The organism is Neobacillus citreus, from assembly GCF_018343545.2.
GTDB classification, from domain to species: domain Bacteria; phylum Bacillota; class Bacilli; order Bacillales; family Cytobacillaceae; genus Neobacillus; species Neobacillus citreus.
Map to the genome: position 1 here is coordinate 21,833 of NZ_JAGYPE020000018.1, position 17,025 is coordinate 38,857.

Here is a 17,025-nt window from a genome sequence, read left to right on the forward strand (position 1 = left end):
GGGCGGTAATTCTCCTCTGACTAACGCCCTTAGCTTTTAAATGTTTTTATACAGTCTTCCAGTCAGCAGCAAATTTTTCAAGTCCTTGATCGGTCAACGGATGTTTTGACAATTGCTCAATGACCTTGAATGGAATCGTTGCAATATGCGCTCCTGCCATCGCTACACGGGTAACATGGTCTGGATGACGCACGGATGCAGCAATGATTTGCGCATCTAGATTTTGAATCCGGAACATCTCTGCGATTTTTGCGACAAGTTGTACACCATCTTCATTAATATCATCTAAACGTCCTAAGAATGGTGAAACATAAGTAGCACCTGCACGTGCTGCCAGCAATGCCTGGTTCACACTAAAAATCAAGGTAACGTTGGTTTTAACACCTTTTTTAGTTAAATAGCGGCAAGCCTCTAGTCCATCAAGGGTCATTGGAAGCTTGATGGTGATATTCTTATCGCCGCCGTTAATTTTAATAAGCTCGTCTGCTTCTGCAATCATTTGGTCAGCAGTTAAAGCATTGGGTGTTACCTCGGCTGAAACGGACTCCACTTCTGGAACGGCATTTAGGATTTCAGCAATTCGGTCTTCAAATTTAACTCCTTCTTTTGCTACCAATGAAGGGTTGGTTGTAACACCTGAAAGAACTCCAATTTTATACGCTTTTTTAATCTCATCTAAGTTTGCAGTATCAATAAAAAATTTCATTTTTGTTTTCCTCCTATTGTTAAAAATTCGGTTATTTTAATTCTTTACGACAGCGTGTCCGCCAAATTCATTTCTTAATGCGGCTACAACTTTACCTGTAAATGTATCATTATCTAAAGAACGGTAACGCATTAATAAAGACATTGCAATAACTGGAGTAGCCGTTTGTAAATCTAAAGCTGTTTCCACAGTCCATTTTCCCTCACCTGAGGAATGCATGATCCCTTTAATTTCATCTAATTTTGCATCTTTTGAAAAGGCATTCTCAGTCAATTCCATTAACCATGAACGAATAACAGAACCATTATTCCAAACTCTGGCGACCTTTTCATAATCGAAATCGAAATCGCTTTTCTCCAGCACTTCAAAGCCTTCGCCTATTGCAGCCATCATCGCATACTCGATACCATTATGAACCATTTTTAAGAAGTGACCGCTGCCAGCTTTTCCGGCATATAAGAAGCCATTTTCCACTGCTGTATCCTTGAAAAGGGGTTCCACTATCTCCCAAGCATCTGGGTCGCCTCCTATCATATAACAAGCTCCATTTCGGGCCCCTTCCATACCGCCAGAAGTACCGGCATCCATATATCTTACGCCTATTTCCTTTAATTCATTGTAGCGTTGAATCGATTCTTTATAGTGAGAATTACCGGCTTCAACGACAATATCGCCTTTTTCCAAATAGGGTAAGATCTCACCAATAACTATATCAACCACTGCGTGAGGAACCATTATCCAGACAATTCTTGGATGTTCCAAGGTCCGGATGAGTTCTTTATAACTTGATACACCAGTTGCTCCATATTTCTTCATATTTTCTACTGCACTTGGATTAACATCAAATGCTACCACTTCGTGATGGTGATCCATTAAATTTTGCCCTAAGTTAAGTCCCATTTTTCCTAAACCAATAAGTCCTACCTTCATTATGTTCTCCTCCAATGTTGGATAATAATTTTTCCATTTCTTTAATGGTCCACTTAAGAATGTTTTAAGATACTTTTCGCAATACTTACAACATTTTCAGGACTAAATCCAAATTGCTTCATAACAGCTGTTCCATCACCTGAAGCACCAAATGTCTCTATGGAAAGAATTTTTCCTTCAAAGCCCACAAACCTCTCCCACCCAAGGGAAATCCCCATTTCAATGGCAATTCGTTTAGAATTTGAAGAAGGGAGGACCTTTTCTTTATATTCCTTTGATTGGTGACTAAACAATTCCCAGCTTGGCATTGCAACAACCCGCACAGAGATATTATCCTTTTCAAGTTCTGTTTTTGCGTTTACGGCCAAGGATACTTCGGAACCGGTAGCAATTAAAATAACATCTGGTGTGGCATTTGTTTCTTCTAATACATAAGCTCCCCTAGAAAGCTTCTCTAGATTTGCTTTTGTTTCATTAAACACCGGTAAATTTTGTCGGCTTAGGATTAATGCAACAGGTCCTTCTGTTTGCTGAAGAGCATATGCCCATGCACTAGCTGTTTCGTTTGCATCTGTTGGTCGAATAACCGTTAACCCTGGTATGGAACGAAGCGCTGCCAGATGTTCAACCGGTTCATGTGTAGGGCCATCCTCACCTACTGCAATCGAATCATGCGTAAATACATAAATCACTGGAAGCTTTGATAGTGCAGCCAAACGGATAGACGGACGAAGATAATCATTAAATACAAAGAATGTACTTACAAAAGGTTTCACTCCGCCGTGATAAGCCATCCCATTCGCTGCTGCACCCATTGCATGTTCACGGACTCCAAAGTAAACATTACGTGCACCATACGATTCAACTGCGTACATTTGTTCACCTTTGATTTCAGTCATGGTGGAATGGGAAAGGTCTGCACTTCCACCAAATATGGCTGGAACAGATTTCACATAATGGTTAATGGCTTCGCCGCTGGCAACCCTTGTGGAAATACTTTTCCCAGATTCAAATGTTAATAAATCTTTTGTATCGATGAGAACTTTTCCATCAATAGCTTTGGTTAATTGATCAGCTAGCTCAGGGTAGGCTTGCTTATATGCATCGAATTGCTGAATCCAAGTTTGTTCAGCATCAATCCCTTTACGCTTTAATTGCGCAAAGTGCTCTTTTACTTCCTCTGGAACATAGAAATCTTCTTCATAGAGCCAGTTATAGGCTTGTTTTGTTGCTTTTCCTTCTTCCGCTCCAAGTGGTGCACCGTGTGCTTTATTGGTACCAGCTACCTTTGGACTGCCATAGCCAATTATCGTTCTGATTTCAATCAAACTTGGCTGATCTATATGATGTTTCGCTGCTTCAATCGCATTCGAAATAGCTTTAATATCATTTCCATCATCCACTCTGAGATAATGCCAGTTGGCTGATTCTGCTCTTTTCTCAATGTTTTCAGAGAACGAAGCGTTTAATTCACCATCCAGTGAAATATCATTTGAATCGTATAGCACGACCAACTTCCCAAGTTTCATGTGACCCGCCATTGACATAGCTTCATAGGAAATACCTTCCATTAGGTCGCCATCTCCGACTAACGCATAGGTGTAATGATCAATAATCGGATGCCCTTCTTTATTAAACTTCGCTGCTAAATGTGCTTCTGCCATCGCCATCCCAACAGTGTTCGCAATACCTTGACCTAATGGTCCTGTAGTCGCTTCTACACCAGCAGTATGACCGAATTCAGGATGCCCCGGCGTTCTGCTATTTAACTTTCTAAAGTTTTTCAAATCATCAATGGTAACATTATAGCCAGCTAAATGAAGCATGCTATACAGCAAACTGGATCCATGTCCCGCAGATAAAACAAATCGATCTCGGTTGAACCATTTCGGGTTTTCAGGGTTATGATGAAGATGCTTCGCCCATAATGCATACGTCATTGGCGCCGCCCCCATTGGTAGACCGGGATGACCAGAATTTGCAGCGTTAATAGCATCGATAGATAATGTTCTAATGGTAGTAACTGCTAAGTTCTCGATGTTTTGTGTCATTTTAATAAACCTCCTGGATACTTATTTCTGAAGTACTTTCTCTTTATTTTCTTCAACTTTTTCATCTAGCCACCATTTAAACCCATTTTCTAACAAGAGGGTATTTGCAGCATCCGGACCATAAGTACCTGATGAATATTCATGTAGTGGGAGTAGATTTTCCTCGAATGCATCAAGAATTGGTTGAACCCATTCCCACGACAATTCTACTTCTTTCCAATGGGCAAAGAAGGTGGAATTTCCGATTAAAAAATCATAAATCAGCCTTTCATAAGCCTCAGGTACTCCTAAGCCATTGCGTGATGAATCCTCACAAGAAAAATTAATTCTGACAGGTTCGATTTTTCCATTATTCATCGGATTTTTACTGTTTAATTGTAGTGAGACATTTTCTCCTGGGCTAATTTCGATGATTAATAAATTAGGTTCGACTTTTTGGTTATCGTTTATATAGTGTAAATCTAATGAATTTTTAAATTCGATTACGATACGAGTAGATTTTTCCTTCATTCTCTTTCCTGTTCGAATATAAAAAGGAACACCAGACCAAAACGGATTATCGATCCAAATTCGAGCAGCTACAAATGTATCAGTGTTGGAAGAAGGGTCCACTCCAGGTTCATCCTTATACCCTGGAACTTTTTGACCATTAATCTCACCAGAAAGGTACTGACCACGAACGATTTGGGTTTGAACATCTTCTTTTGTTACTGGCCTGAGAGCTTCCATTACCTTCCTTTTTTCATTCCTGATTTCAGAAGCATTGATTTTTTTGGGGAGATTCATGGCCGTCATCATTAGCATTTGCAGCATGTGGTTTTGAACCATATCCCGTATGGCTCCTGCTTGATCGTAATATCCTGCTCTTGTCTCAACCCCTACCGTTTCACTCGCAGTAATTTGAACGTTTGCGATATGTTCTCTATTCCATATTGATTGTAAGACTGGATTTGCAAATTCTAATGCCTCTAAATTCTGAACCATTGGCTTACCCAAGTAGTGGTCAATTCGGAATATCTCTTCTTCTTCAAATGCAGAACTTAATTTTTTATTTAGTTGACGGGCAGTTTGAAGATCACGCCCAAATGGTTTTTCAATCATCAAACGTTTCCAACCATTCGTTGCTCCTAAGCCACTATCTCTGATATTCAAAGCAATAATGTCAAAAAATTTTGGTGCAACAGAAAGATAGAACATTCGATTTTCTTTTATTTGCAATTCCGCTTCTCTTTGCTTAACCAACTGAAGTAATTTTTGATAATCTTCTGTATTGTTAACGTCTAAAGTGTTATATCGAAAAGCCTCTAGAAAATCTCCCATTTCGCCAGCGTCATGTTCCAAACGGCGTGAAAAGGTTAATATAGATTCTTTTACTTTTTCTTGAAAATCATTATGAGTGAGGGTACCTCTTCCAAGTCCAATAATAGATATTGGTTGTGGTAATTTTTGATCTAAATACAAATTATAAAGGGCGGGGAAAATTTTTCGCTTCGCTAAATCCCCTGTTGCCCCAAATAAGACAAAGGTCATTGATTCCAATTTAATTCCTCCTAGTATTTGAAAAACATTACCCTAATATAAAGTAAAGTTCAGAAGATCACTTTATCAATTCAACCATTGTTTCTTAATTTGCTCTTGTGCGATATGCAAAATCTGTTTTTCAGATGTGTCCCTTATAACAATTACATTGGTTAAGTAATTTTTCCCTTTGTAACTTAGCTTTACAGTTACTTCTATCATTATTGTCACCCCTATTTTAGGTTATCCTTATTTATTAGGTAACTTTTAATAACCTTAGTTACTTTATGTATTCATGATACATTTTGATTAAATTATCGTCAAGTTAAGTATCTTGAATTTGAGATATTTATTTTTTCAAAATAAAAAACCTATGGTCATTACGACAATAGGTTTTGGCAGTCTATGTAACAAGCACTTAGGTTATCTGAGGCAAAAGAACAATAAATTCGGTCCCCACTCCTTTTTCGCTTTTCACTTGGACCTTACCTTTAAACGAACGGATAATTTGATAGCTTACCATCATTCCGAGTCCAGTTCCGCTTTCCTTTAATGAATAATACGGAGATCCAAGGCGGTCGATTTGCTCTTGGCTCATCCCGATTCCTTGATCCTTAATACTAATTTTTATATAGCCATCTTCATTTGAAGCACACGAAATCCACACCATTCCACCGTTCGGCATCGACTCGATTGCGTTTTTCAAAATATTAATCATGGACTGGTCTAATTTTTGAGGATTAGCATAAACCCAACCGTTTTCAAAAATGTCCGTTTTTATCACAACATTATTGCCAAGGGCGTAACTGTGAATGAGATTAACCACACGATGTAATTGGTTCCCTACATCGACTCTTACTTCGTTATGGTTGGATGGTTTTCCAAAAGATAAGAAATCATTAATAATTTCATTGGCTCGATCTAACTCTTCAATGGATAGTTGAATGTATTCCTTCTTCTTTTGAGCCAAATCGGGCTCGTCCAAAAGCTGCAGGAAACCACGAGTCACCTGCATCGGATTTCTAATTTCATGAGCGAAAACACTTGTTAACTCACTGATTACTCGCAATTTCTCTGAGTCTTGCATCTCTAGCCGCAACTGGTGGAGCTCCCTGATTTTTTCAATTAACAAAGTGAAGGACCAGGTAAATACGACTGCAAAAACCAAATGAATCATCTGTACTTTTAGATGTTCAAATGTAAAACCTCTTAACATCCCAAAAACAGTAAGGCCAATTAAACAGTAGTAAAAGGCTAGGCCCACTGCAATTTTAACCCTTTTATCTTTTTTCGTATTTTTGAAAGACTTTTGAAAAAACAAGATAATAGGAAGTGTTAACAATAAGACAAGAACGGTATTATAGAAACCTATGCTGATGCCGGAATTAAGCCGATACAGTATGATTAGGCCAGAGAGGAAAATACTTGGCCAAAATCCTCCGTATAGGCTTCCTAATAAAAGAGGGATAATTCTTAACTCTAACCTGGCATTTTGACCAAAATTCACGGGAAAGGACATGCATAGTAATATTGACATTCCCCACAGAATGGTCATCGTGACGTGTCTATTTTTTTCACTCTTCACCTTCTCCATAATAAAGGTGGAGTAAATAAATATGGGAATAACCGTAAGTGTTAGCTGCAGTAAAAAATCCTTTATTATACTCATCTTCGTTACCTTTCACAGACCGTCCAAAAATTCTAGTAGTAATATTACATATTATACTTTAAATTTACTATAATTTGTCTACATAGTTTTTTCAAAATAATGTCATTTTTCAGACTGTAAAAAAGCACGGCTTATAATGAAGCCATGCTTTTGATGAATCCTCCATAAATTTAAAAATGAACAAAAAGGTCTGCCGTAGCTGCTTCATTTAAGACCCATTTGATAGGTACTATTAAATTTACAATTGATAATGAAAAAGTCAGCGGTGAATTAGGATTTGGTGAACTACACATTTCCCCAAATGAAAAAACGGTTATAGGCCATTTGAATTATTTGTTTCTTCCTTAGTTGGGTGCAGTGGTACGTTATTACGAAATATTTTAACAAAAAAGCGGATCTCATTTCAGATGATTGAAATGGAGGTAAATGCTGTTCGAAATCCAGCGCATGCCAATCGAATTGAGAAGCTTACTTTTACTGCCAACGTGCAAGCTGATGAACCTTTTAGTTCGCAACAGGCAGAGAAGATTGCAAATTTAGTTGTCAATAATTGCGGAATGATCCAGTCAGTTATTCATTCTATTGAGATTATTTTCACAATAAATTTGGTTCTTAAATGTATGGAAACCATCTGTAACAGAGGGTAACAAAAAAACGTGGAAGAAGATATTTCCGTTAGGAGACGCCCCTGCTGATGTACCTTATGAATTAAAAAGCAGTAAAAATTAATTAATTACCAAAAAACGGGACAAAAAAAGCTCTTGAATCATGGATTCAGGAGCTTCATTAACATATACTTATTTATTTAAATTGGAAATAAATCAGATGATAAATAGCGTTCACCAGTGTCGGGTGCCAGTGCTAAAACATTCGCGTGAGAAGGAAGATTTTTGGCAATTTCTAAAGCGTAGTAAATGGATGCTGCCCCGGAGGCTCCGACTAAAATTCCTTCTTCGGCAGCTACACGGCGTGCAATGTTCTGGGCGTCTTTATCATCAATTAATAAAATCTTATCATAAATGGATTGATTTAGAATTTTAGGAATGAATCCAGGACCTGTACCTGGGATTTTATGCGGCCCTGGACAACCCCCCGATAAAACAGGAGACCCGGCAGGTTCAACGACATAAATCTTTATATTTTGTATTTTTTCTTTTAACACTTCACCAGTGCCAGTAACGGTTCCGCCTGTTCCAGCCGTACAAACAAAGGCATCTAAATTCCCTTGAAATGATTCATAAATTTCAATCGCTGTAGTATCACGATGAGCATCTGAATTGGCAGGGTTTTCAAATTGCATCGGAATAAAGTGGTCAGGAATATTTTCTGCAATTTGATAAGCCTCTTCAATCGCTCCACGCATGCCTTTTTCCGAAGGAGTTAAATGCACTTCTGCACCATATGCTTTTAAAATTTTAATTCTCTCTTCTGTGGCATTACTTGGCATTGTAATAATACAACGATACTTCCTTGCGGCACACACCATGGCTAAACCGATTCCCGTATTACCAGAGGTCGGCTCAATGATGACGGTTTTGCCAGGAGTAATTTTCCCATCTTTTTCTGCTTGCATAATCATGTTAAAAGCAGCACGGTCTTTTACACTTCCTCCTGGGTTAAAGGATTCCAATTTAACATAAACAGAAGCGCCTTCCTGGTCGGGTAAATGATTTAACTTTACAATCGGGGTATGACCAATCAGTTCTAAAATAGAATTGTATAATTTCATATCAATACTCCATTTCATTCAGTTTATTTCTATTGGAATTATATGCTTTAATTCTCCAGAACTCAAATTACATATCTCTTAAATAAGTTTGAGATGGATTCTTATTTTGACTCTTTAAAATATTTTTACCAGCCACTTAAATAAAAAAAGGGCTTTTAGCCCTTTTTAAATTGGATAAGATGATTAACGTCCGTCTATATAAATTTTGTTACTTTTCAGTCGAATCAACATAATTCTGTATCCATTCGGGATGCTTTATTAACCCAGTAGAATCATCTGATTTATATCTCAATTCCTAGCCTCCTTCCCCTCTTTATCGTTTATTTAATATTTTAATAGGACCTCAGCTTATAAAATATTCATCCATGTCTTCACTGCCGTAGCGAATATTAAGATTCCCATAATGATTTGCAGAACTTTCGTATTGATCTTTTTACCAGCATTCGCTCCTAATGGTGAAGCAATTAAGCTGGCAAGTACCATGATGAGTGAAGGGAGGATTTCCACTTGCCCCGTAGAGATTTTTCCCGAAACGGCTCCAATCGATGAAATGAGCGTAATCGCTAAAGAAGAGGCAATAGTCATTCTTGTAGGAATCTTTAGCACCACAAGCATAATCGGAACTAACAGAAAGGCTCCTCCTGCCCCTACAATACCTGCCCCAATCCCTACGATAAAGGCAAATAGTGCTGCCAGCCATTTGTTAAATTTAACTTGTTCCAAAGGAATATTATCAATCCCTTTTTTCGGGACAAACATCATAATTACGGCAATTAGTGCTAAAACCCCATAAACGATATTAATTCCGCTTTCAGGCATATGTGTAGAGCCGAATCCTCCAATAAAACTTCCAATTAATATACTAATACCCATGTAGGCAATCAAAGTTTTATTCAGAAATCCACTTTTACGGTAAGCTAAGACCCCGCCGATGGTCGCGAAGAACACTTGGATTGCGGTAATTCCTGAAACTTCATGTGCTGTAAAATGACCTACTCCTAACATGACAGGAATATATAACAACATAGGAAAGTTGATGATGGCACCGCCTATTCCTAACATTCCAGAAATAAATGATCCTACAAATCCAATTAGGAGTATCGTAATTATAAAACTTATACTCATGTTGACCTCCTCTTTAAAAAAAGGAACCAAAACTGGTTCCTCTTATTTTTAACCCTTTATAATCCAAAACTTTAATACACCGTTCTCTTCTTCATGCCGATTTCCAGTTCTTGAACCTGTATATTTTCAAATAAAAATATTAGAATGTTAGAGTGACATCCGCGTCTTTAGCAAACTCTAAAAACGTTACTGCCCCGCCTACCTCAATTCCATCAACAAAATCTTCTGTCGCTAAACCCATCACATCCATCGTCATTTGGCAGCCAATGAATTTAACACCCATTTCTTGCGCCATAGCAGCCAATTCAGGAATGGTTGGAACATTCGCCTTTGCAAAACCTTCAGCAAAATGTTCCTTTCCTTCCGGCATTGGAAGTTGTTTGTTTGCTTCCTTATGGATTAAATTTAATCCTTCGAATGTAAAGAAAATAGCTACTTCTTGATCGGTTGCAGCGGCTGCCGTTGCGATATTAAACACTTTATAGGCATCAAATAAACCGCCATTACTTGCAATAATTGCTACTTTTTTATTCATTGTTAATTCCTCCTAATTTTTGATTAAACCAGTAGTTTTTCCATTCCATTGGCTCATTCCTGGAACCACATTAAAAACTTTTACAAATCCCTTTTCCGCCAACTTTTGTGCTGCCATATCACTGCGGTTTCCTGTTCTGCAGACGATATAGATTTCACCCTCTTTGTTTAAATCTATTAATCTCTCTTCCAATTCACCCAAAGGGATGGAGATAGCGTTTGGAATATGGTTAAAGGCATATTCTGCCGTTTCTCTGACATCTAGTACCACGATGGTTTCATTCTCAAGCTTTGCCTCTAGCTGATCATTGGTAATCACATGCGGATGTTTATGTTCTATTATTTCATCACCAGATGACTTTCTAAGATAATGTTTTAATACTTCTCCTTCTTCCAATGTGCCTAAATATTGATGCCCTGTGCTTTCAGACCATGCCTTAATATCTGCTTTGGACCCTTTATCTGTTGCCTGAACTTCCAATACTTGACCTGCCTCTAATTCCTGCATTGCTTTCTTGGTTTTAACAATTGGCATGGGACATGCCAAACCTTTAGCGTCCAAGATGATGTTTGCTTTCATGTTCTCCATCTTAAAACCTCCTGATTTATATACCAATACAGGTATTACTATTATTTTAAAAATTTCTCAACTTTCCAGGCCATCATTCTCCCTGTCATATTAAAGGGGAAGATTCCTCCCCTTTCGTTAAATAAACAGGTTCACATTGCCTTCTTCAGCGTCCGCTAGGTACGCAGCAACACCTGCATATTCAATGTTATCCAACAATTCCTCTTGTTGAAGACCTAACAGATCCATTGTCATGGTACAAGCCACTAATTTAACGTCCTGCTCTTGGGCCATTTCAATTAACTGAGGAAGCGGCATTGCATTGTGCTTTTTCATGATATCTTTAATCATTTTAGGACCGAAACCAGCAAAGTTCATTTTGGATAGTCCCATTTTATCTGCTCCTCTAGGCATCATTTTTCCGAACATTTTTTCCATGAACCCTTTTTTCAATGGAATCTGTTCATCTTTACGAAGAGCATTTAGTCCCCAAAACGTATGGAAAATGGTGACCTCGTGATCATAAGCAGCTGCACCATTTGCAATAATATAAGCCGCCATTGCTTTATCATAATCTCCACTAAATAGGACAATCGTTGTTTTTTTCATTTCCGTCATGTAGCAACCTCCTGATTGTAAAATTTTTAATTAAACCATTACGCGTACGGGTATTTTGAAGATCAAAAAAATTATCCTTTTTTAATCCAAAACTTTAATACCTCATTTTCTTCCTCATGTTTCAATAATTCATGTCCAGTCGATTTAGCCCAGGCTGCTAGGTCATTTTTTGCGCCCTTATCAGTTGTATGAATTTCTAATACTTGACCAGATTCAAGTTCATTCATAGCTTTCTTTGTTTTTACAATTGGCATTGGACATGCTAATCCTTTTGCATCTAATACTTTATCTATATTCATATGAAATCCACTCCTCTTGTTTTATCAATTACCCCAATGGGTATAATATTAAATAAAGGTAAAGCAGGTGTCAACCCTTTATATTATCTATTTACAATGAATTTTCTCCATTATTTATCCTTATATATATACCAAAAGGGGTATTTCTCTTGAGAAAATAATATACCCTCCAAGATATTTATTAACATCTTTTTGGGTATGGTATTTTCCTCTTAGGTTAACGGCTTTTTACAAGCAAATCGACCGCTTCTTTTACCATTTCTTCCATACTTCTTTCTCCTTGGTCATTCGCCTTTTGCACACATTCCACTAAATTGGAACTTACAATAACACCAATTGTCCGATCAATGGCCGTTCTCGATGCAGACAACTGAGTGATTACCTCTTTACAATCCTTGTTTTCTTCCATCATTCTCAAAATTCCTCTTAACTGTCCTTCAATACGTTTTACCCTATTTTTAATTTGATCATTATAGTCCATGTTCTTATCTCCTTTAACAACAATTATTTTCTACCTTTAATGATTTTTCCTCTATTGAAATTTTGTTATTGTCAGAAATGGAATATCCGACAACCCTAAAACCTTTATGTCTAAAAAAACGAACGCCAACATTTTTTTCAAGTGAACTCGATGCGATTATATATAAATCACCATCAGGTATTTCGTTTATATTTCTGTTTAGATAGGCAATCGGGATATTAATTGAACCTTTGATAGGATCGTTATTACATTCATTATAGTCTCTAATATCTATTATCATTATATTATCATCTTTAAGATCCTTCAAATTGATAAAATGAACACCAAGAACCGGAAAATATCTTCTATATAAAATAAATGATACAATTATTGTTAACAAAATTAAAACTATCATTTAAAGCCTCCTTCAATGAAACAAATTCATTGGCAAGGTTTATAATATACCCCGTTAGGTATTAATGTCAATAGAATCTAAAAATTTTTTTCAGTATGCAAAAAAAGACCGCAATGAACGTGGCGGTCTAAAGAATGATTTACTATTTACTTTTTTCAATCCAAAACTTGATCATGTTTTTATCGATTTCCGTTCTTAGGATGGTATGACCTGCATTTTTTGACCAAGCTGGCAGATCGTTTAAAGCTCCCTTATCCGTAACATGCAACTCCAATACTTGTCCGCTTTCCAATGAATCAAGACCTTTTTTTAATTTGATGATTGGCATTGGACAAGTTAGGCCACTTACATCTACAACCGAATCCACTTTTATGTTATTTGTATTGTTTACAACTGTTTCCCCAAGGTCGTTTGTGGAGGTTTCAACCTTTTTGTTTATATTGCTTCCAAATACGGAGGAATACGTTTTCCAGCCACCATCCACATTTTTAACCTGATAGCGGTTGTTTTTTAGAATTCTGCTCGCTAAATATCCTCTTAAACCGACCTGGCAACTGACATATATGGTCTGATCTTTAGGAAGCTCTTCTAATCGATTCCTTAAATCATTTAAAGGAATATTGATGGACCCTTCGATAAAACCAAACTCACGCTCCATTGGTTCACGAACGTCGATTAATAACCCTCCGTCTGCCACGATTTTGTCAATTTCATGCCATTGTACCATTTCCAGCTCGCCTTCCATGATGTTGGAAGCCACATAACCAGCCATATTAACTGGGTCTTTTGCAGATGAGTATGGCGGAGCATAAGATAATTCAAGGTTGGTCAAATCTTCTATTGTCAATCCACCTTTAATGGCGGTTGCAATCACGTCGATGCGCTTATCCACACCATCTGCACCGACTGCTTGGGCGCCGAAAATTTTCCCGTTTTCTTTATCAAAGATTAATTTTAAAGCAATTGGTGCTGCTCCCGGATAGTATCCTGCGTGTGAACTTGGGTGGATATGAACAACTTCATATGATACCCCTAAACGTTTTAATGTTTTCTCATTATTTCCAGTAGCTGCAACTGTTAGATCAAATACTTTGGCAATCGAAGTACCCATTGTTCCTTTATACTTCTCTTTTTTCCCCATCATATTATTTGCTGCAATTCGGCCTTGACGGTTTGCTGGCCCTGCGAGCGGAATCATGGCCTTTGTTCCGCTAATATAATCGACAACTTCCACCGCATCGCCAACGGCATAAATATCCTCATTAGAAGTTTGAAGGTATTCATTGGTAATAATACCTCCACGCTCTCCCAGTTCTAACCCTGCAGTCTTGGCTAATTCATTTTCTGGTCTGACTCCGATAGATAGGATCGTCATATCGGTTTCTATTTCTGTTCCATCAGAAAGAATAACCTTCTTCCCTTGATTAGCAAATGATTGCACACCATTTTCTAAAATCAACTTTACGCCTTTTTCTTTTAAATGAGTGTGTAAAATACTGGCCATTTCAAAGTCGATAGGTGCCATAATTTGATTTGCCATTTCAATAATGGTCACTTCGATTCCTCTATCTACCAGGTTTTCTGCCATTTCAATTCCAATAAATCCGCCGCCAACCACAACAGCTTTTTTAGGATTTTGGGAGTCAACGTAGTTTTTGATCTTATCAGTATCCGGTATATTTCTTAAGGTAAATAACGTCTGATTTTCATTTAATCCCGGAATTGGTGGAACGATCGGTCTTGCTCCAGGTGATAATAATAACTTATCGTATGTTTGCTGGTAAACTTCTCCATTTTGCAAATTCTTGATAGTTACTTTCTTATTTTCTGGATCAATGCTCATTACTTCACTTAAATTGCGAATATCAAGCTTGAAACGCTCTGACATTCCTTTTACCGTTTGTACTAATAGCTTGCTTCGGTCTTTAATCGTTTCACCGATATAATAAGGTAATCCACAATTTGCAAACGAAATATGTTCCCCACGCTCTACAAGAATTATATCGACGTCTTCACTTACTCTTCTTAATCTGGCAGCTGCAGTAGCGCCGCCAGCAACTCCGCCTACGATGATTACTTTCTGTGTCATATTTGTTCCCTCCAAGTAATATTTATAAATCTTAACAATTAAGAAATAAAATTAAGCATTATTAGATATACCCCAACGGGTTTTATACCTATATGGGTATTATAGAACGTAATAAAAAAATGTGAAGTTCCTTCATGAGATTTTCACATTTTCTTCACATTTAATTTTCACTATTTATTCACATTTAAATAAAAAAATATAATCATAGACCAAATAGAATTCCCATATTGGCTTAATAAACAAGACCAATAGTCATGGTTAATGCTGCGAATGGTAATAAAAATTTCTTCATTTAGTTTTCCCCCTATTTCTCTATTGCTTTTTACAGCATTGAATTAGACGGAGGAAAGGTCATTATAGTTTCACAAAATGGGAAATTTTTGTATTTTTTTAATAGAAATAACTTATTTTAAACTGGAGAAAATAATGAAGGATTAGCATGGATATGTTAATAAACCACATTTAGGAAAGGAAGGATGAAACCATGTCGATTCAATCCTTTCAACCGGGACAAATAGTATATGTAATTATTCGCAATCCTCATGCACAGGATGTGGCCAATGTCCAAGAAGCAGCGGTTGTCCAAAATCCCGATGCACCAGGTGATTTGGCGCTGTTTGTGTATGAAACCTATTATCCATTAAATGATGAAGTAGCAGTTTTTAGCTCTTCTTCCGAGGCGGAAAATGCCTTTCAGGAAGCATTCGGCTACACAAAAATCGAGGGTTATTATGGTTAAACCCTTTGTCCCTCAACTTGTCTATGTAGAACCCGATGCATTGACCTATCCACTTGGAAAAGAGCTTGTGTCCAAATTTGAAAATATGGGGATTGAGATCAGGCAAACCACCTCCCATAATCAAATTCGGAATTTACCTGGAGAGAATGACTTTCAAAGATATCGTGTCGCCAAATCAACACTCGTGGTCGGAGTAAGAAAAACGCTGAAATTTGATACCTCCAAACCCTCAGCAGAATATGCGATTCCCTTTGTGACTGGCTGCATGGGTCATTGCCATTATTGTTATTTGCAAACGACGATGGGCAGTAAACCCTATATCCGCACCTATGTCAACATTGATGATATTTTTGAAGCAGCCGAGAATTATATGAAGGAACGTGCTCCGGAACCTACACGATTTGAAGCATCCTGTACTTCGGACATCGTCGGTGTGGATCACTTAACTCACACCTTAAAAAAAGCGATTGAGTTTTTTGGTGAATCTGAATATGGAAAGCTTCGGTTTGTCACAAAGTTTGCCCATGTCGACCATTTGCTCGATGCCAAACATAATGGAAAAACCCGCTTTCGGTTCAGTATGAACGATGATTATATCATCAAAAATTTTGAGCCAGGCACCTCCCGCCAACAAGAAAGAATTGAGGCGGCCGGAAAAGTTGCGAATGCAGGATTCCCATTAGGTTTTATAATCGCCCCTATCTATTTACATGACGGTTGGAAGGAAGGCTATAAGGAAATGTTTGAAAAATTAGAGGCCGAACTTCCAAATGCAGCGAAAAAGGACTTAACCTTCGAGCTGATTCAACATCGCTTTACCAAACCGGCAAAAAAGGTCATAGAAAAAAACTATCCAATGACGAAATTGGAATTGGATGAGTCGAAACGGAAATGGAAATGGGGACGCTACGGGATCGGAAAGTACGTGTATACCGACCAAGAGCAAGAGGATATCAAAGATACCTTGGGTTCATATATCCATAATTATTTCCCTGAAGCAAAAATTGAGTACTTCACTTAAAGGAGTAGATTTTAATGACAAATTCAGATTTAAAAGAAAAGGTCCAGAAGGTTATCTCAGACCACAAAACGGGCATTCTATCGACAGTTGAAAATAATAAACCTCATTCCCGGTATATGACTTTTTATAACGACGAATTAACCTTATATACACCAACAAAAAGGGATACTGAAAAAATCGGGGAAATTGAGAAAAATCCGAACGTATCTGTTTTATTAGGCTATGAAAAAAAAGGACAAACTGATTCCTATGTTGAAATATCAGGAACTACCGCTGTTAATGATTCTACTCAGCTGAAACAACAATATTGGGAAGAGTCATTTAATCAATGGTTCAACGGCCCTGACGATCCGAACTATATTTTTCTGGAGATAAAACCAGAAACCGTTCGTATTATGAATCTTAATGGTGAACCATCACAAGAATTGAATTTGTAGATTCTCCCCCTTAAGGATTCAGTCGTGTAACTGAATCCTTTTTGTCTTCACGAACATATACACATATTTGTGACAAATTTAAAATATTTTTTGACAATTTTGTGAACAAAGTTTTGA

General features: G+C 37.4%; 18 protein-coding genes and 1 pseudogene. 4 read left to right on the top strand and 15 right to left on the bottom strand.

Annotated features, from left to right (window positions below; translation table 11 throughout):
• Positions 1-46 precede the first annotated feature (46 nt).
• The 6 genes from fsa to KHB02_RS11980 all read right to left on the bottom strand — a co-directional run bounded on the left by fsa (position 47) and on the right by KHB02_RS11980 (position 6,874).
• A complete protein-coding gene (fsa, locus tag KHB02_RS11955; protein ID WP_213140697.1) occupies positions 47-706 on the bottom strand; it encodes a fructose-6-phosphate aldolase in 660 nt (219 codons plus the stop codon).
• Positions 707-742: 36 nt separating this feature from the next.
• The gene (gene gnd, locus KHB02_RS11960) at positions 743-1,636 is read right to left on the bottom strand and encodes a phosphogluconate dehydrogenase (NAD(+)-dependent, decarboxylating) (protein WP_213140698.1); all 894 of its coding nucleotides are present in this window, start codon (positions 1,634-1,636) and stop codon (positions 743-745) included.
• A 53-nt stretch (positions 1,637-1,689) separates the two neighbouring features.
• On the bottom strand, positions 1,690-3,687 hold the full coding sequence (gene tkt / locus KHB02_RS11965; protein ID WP_213140699.1) for a transketolase: 1,998 nt from the start codon (positions 3,685-3,687) through the stop codon (positions 1,690-1,692).
• Between the two features lie 21 nt (positions 3,688-3,708).
• Positions 3,709-5,217: a glucose-6-phosphate dehydrogenase gene (gene zwf, locus KHB02_RS11970; protein WP_213141298.1), complete on the bottom strand. Its 1,509-nt coding sequence runs from the start codon at positions 5,215-5,217 to the stop codon at positions 3,709-3,711.
• A gap of 75 nt (positions 5,218-5,292) precedes the next feature.
• Positions 5,293-5,427: a BA3454 family stress response protein gene (locus tag KHB02_RS11975; RefSeq protein WP_213140700.1), complete on the bottom strand. Its 135-nt coding sequence runs from the start codon at positions 5,425-5,427 to the stop codon at positions 5,293-5,295.
• A gap of 196 nt (positions 5,428-5,623) precedes the next feature.
• Positions 5,624-6,874 carry an ATP-binding protein gene (locus KHB02_RS11980; protein WP_213140701.1) on the bottom strand — a complete coding sequence of 417 codons (1,251 nt, stop codon included), beginning with the start codon at positions 6,872-6,874 and terminating at the stop codon, positions 5,624-5,626.
• A gap of 368 nt (positions 6,875-7,242) precedes the next feature.
• Here KHB02_RS11980 and KHB02_RS11985 point away from each other — a divergent pair.
• Positions 7,243-7,521: pseudogene (locus KHB02_RS11985) on the top strand (OsmC family protein); the annotation flags it as partial.
• A gap of 158 nt (positions 7,522-7,679) precedes the next feature.
• Here the strand turns inward: KHB02_RS11985 and cysK are convergent.
• The 9 genes from cysK to KHB02_RS12030 all read right to left on the bottom strand — a co-directional run bounded on the left by cysK (position 7,680) and on the right by KHB02_RS12030 (position 14,711).
• The gene (cysK, locus tag KHB02_RS11990; protein ID WP_213140702.1) at positions 7,680-8,603 is read right to left on the bottom strand and encodes a cysteine synthase A; all 924 of its coding nucleotides are present in this window, start codon (positions 8,601-8,603) and stop codon (positions 7,680-7,682) included.
• A 348-nt stretch (positions 8,604-8,951) separates the two neighbouring features.
• Positions 8,952-9,728, bottom strand: coding sequence for a sulfite exporter TauE/SafE family protein (locus tag KHB02_RS11995; protein ID WP_213140703.1), 777 nt, complete (start codon positions 9,726-9,728; stop codon positions 8,952-8,954).
• A gap of 139 nt (positions 9,729-9,867) precedes the next feature.
• Positions 9,868-10,263, bottom strand: a complete 396-nt coding sequence (locus KHB02_RS12000; protein WP_213140704.1) for a DsrE/DsrF/DrsH-like family protein — start codon at positions 10,261-10,263, stop codon at positions 9,868-9,870.
• Positions 10,264-10,275: 12 nt separating this feature from the next.
• Positions 10,276-10,851: a sulfurtransferase TusA family protein gene (locus KHB02_RS12005; protein WP_213140705.1), complete on the bottom strand. Its 576-nt coding sequence runs from the start codon at positions 10,849-10,851 to the stop codon at positions 10,276-10,278.
• Positions 10,852-10,968: 117 nt separating this feature from the next.
• Positions 10,969-11,448 carry a DsrE/DsrF/DrsH-like family protein gene (locus tag KHB02_RS12010; RefSeq protein ID WP_213140706.1) on the bottom strand — a complete coding sequence of 160 codons (480 nt, stop codon included), beginning with the start codon at positions 11,446-11,448 and terminating at the stop codon, positions 10,969-10,971.
• A gap of 71 nt (positions 11,449-11,519) precedes the next feature.
• Positions 11,520-11,747, bottom strand: coding sequence for a sulfurtransferase TusA family protein (locus tag KHB02_RS12015; protein ID WP_213140707.1), 228 nt, complete (start codon positions 11,745-11,747; stop codon positions 11,520-11,522).
• Between the two features lie 217 nt (positions 11,748-11,964).
• On the bottom strand, positions 11,965-12,228 hold the full coding sequence (locus KHB02_RS12020) for a metal-sensitive transcriptional regulator (RefSeq protein WP_213140708.1): 264 nt from the start codon (positions 12,226-12,228) through the stop codon (positions 11,965-11,967).
• A gap of 13 nt (positions 12,229-12,241) precedes the next feature.
• The gene (locus KHB02_RS12025) at positions 12,242-12,622 is read right to left on the bottom strand and encodes a rhodanese-like domain-containing protein (protein ID WP_213140709.1); all 381 of its coding nucleotides are present in this window, start codon (positions 12,620-12,622) and stop codon (positions 12,242-12,244) included.
• 142 nt (positions 12,623-12,764) lie between these two features.
• Positions 12,765-14,711, bottom strand: coding sequence for a CoA-disulfide reductase (locus KHB02_RS12030; protein WP_213140710.1), 1,947 nt, complete (start codon positions 14,709-14,711; stop codon positions 12,765-12,767).
• Positions 14,712-15,195: 484 nt separating this feature from the next.
• Here KHB02_RS12030 and KHB02_RS12035 point away from each other — a divergent pair, with 484 nt between their 5' ends.
• The 3 genes from KHB02_RS12035 to KHB02_RS12045 are packed head-to-tail and all read left to right on the top strand — an operon-like array spanning position 15,196 to position 16,908.
• Positions 15,196-15,450 carry a transcriptional regulator SplA domain-containing protein gene (locus tag KHB02_RS12035; protein ID WP_213140711.1) on the top strand — a complete coding sequence of 85 codons (255 nt, stop codon included), beginning with the start codon at positions 15,196-15,198 and terminating at the stop codon, positions 15,448-15,450.
• Positions 15,443-16,471: a spore photoproduct lyase gene (gene splB, locus KHB02_RS12040; RefSeq protein WP_213140712.1), complete on the top strand. Its 1,029-nt coding sequence runs from the start codon at positions 15,443-15,445 to the stop codon at positions 16,469-16,471. The genes KHB02_RS12035 and splB overlap by 8 nt, the downstream gene beginning before the upstream one ends.
• A 14-nt stretch (positions 16,472-16,485) precedes the next feature.
• Positions 16,486-16,908, top strand: a complete 423-nt coding sequence (locus KHB02_RS12045; RefSeq protein ID WP_213140713.1) for a pyridoxamine 5'-phosphate oxidase family protein — start codon at positions 16,486-16,488, stop codon at positions 16,906-16,908.
• Positions 16,909-17,025: the final 117 nt, after the last annotated feature.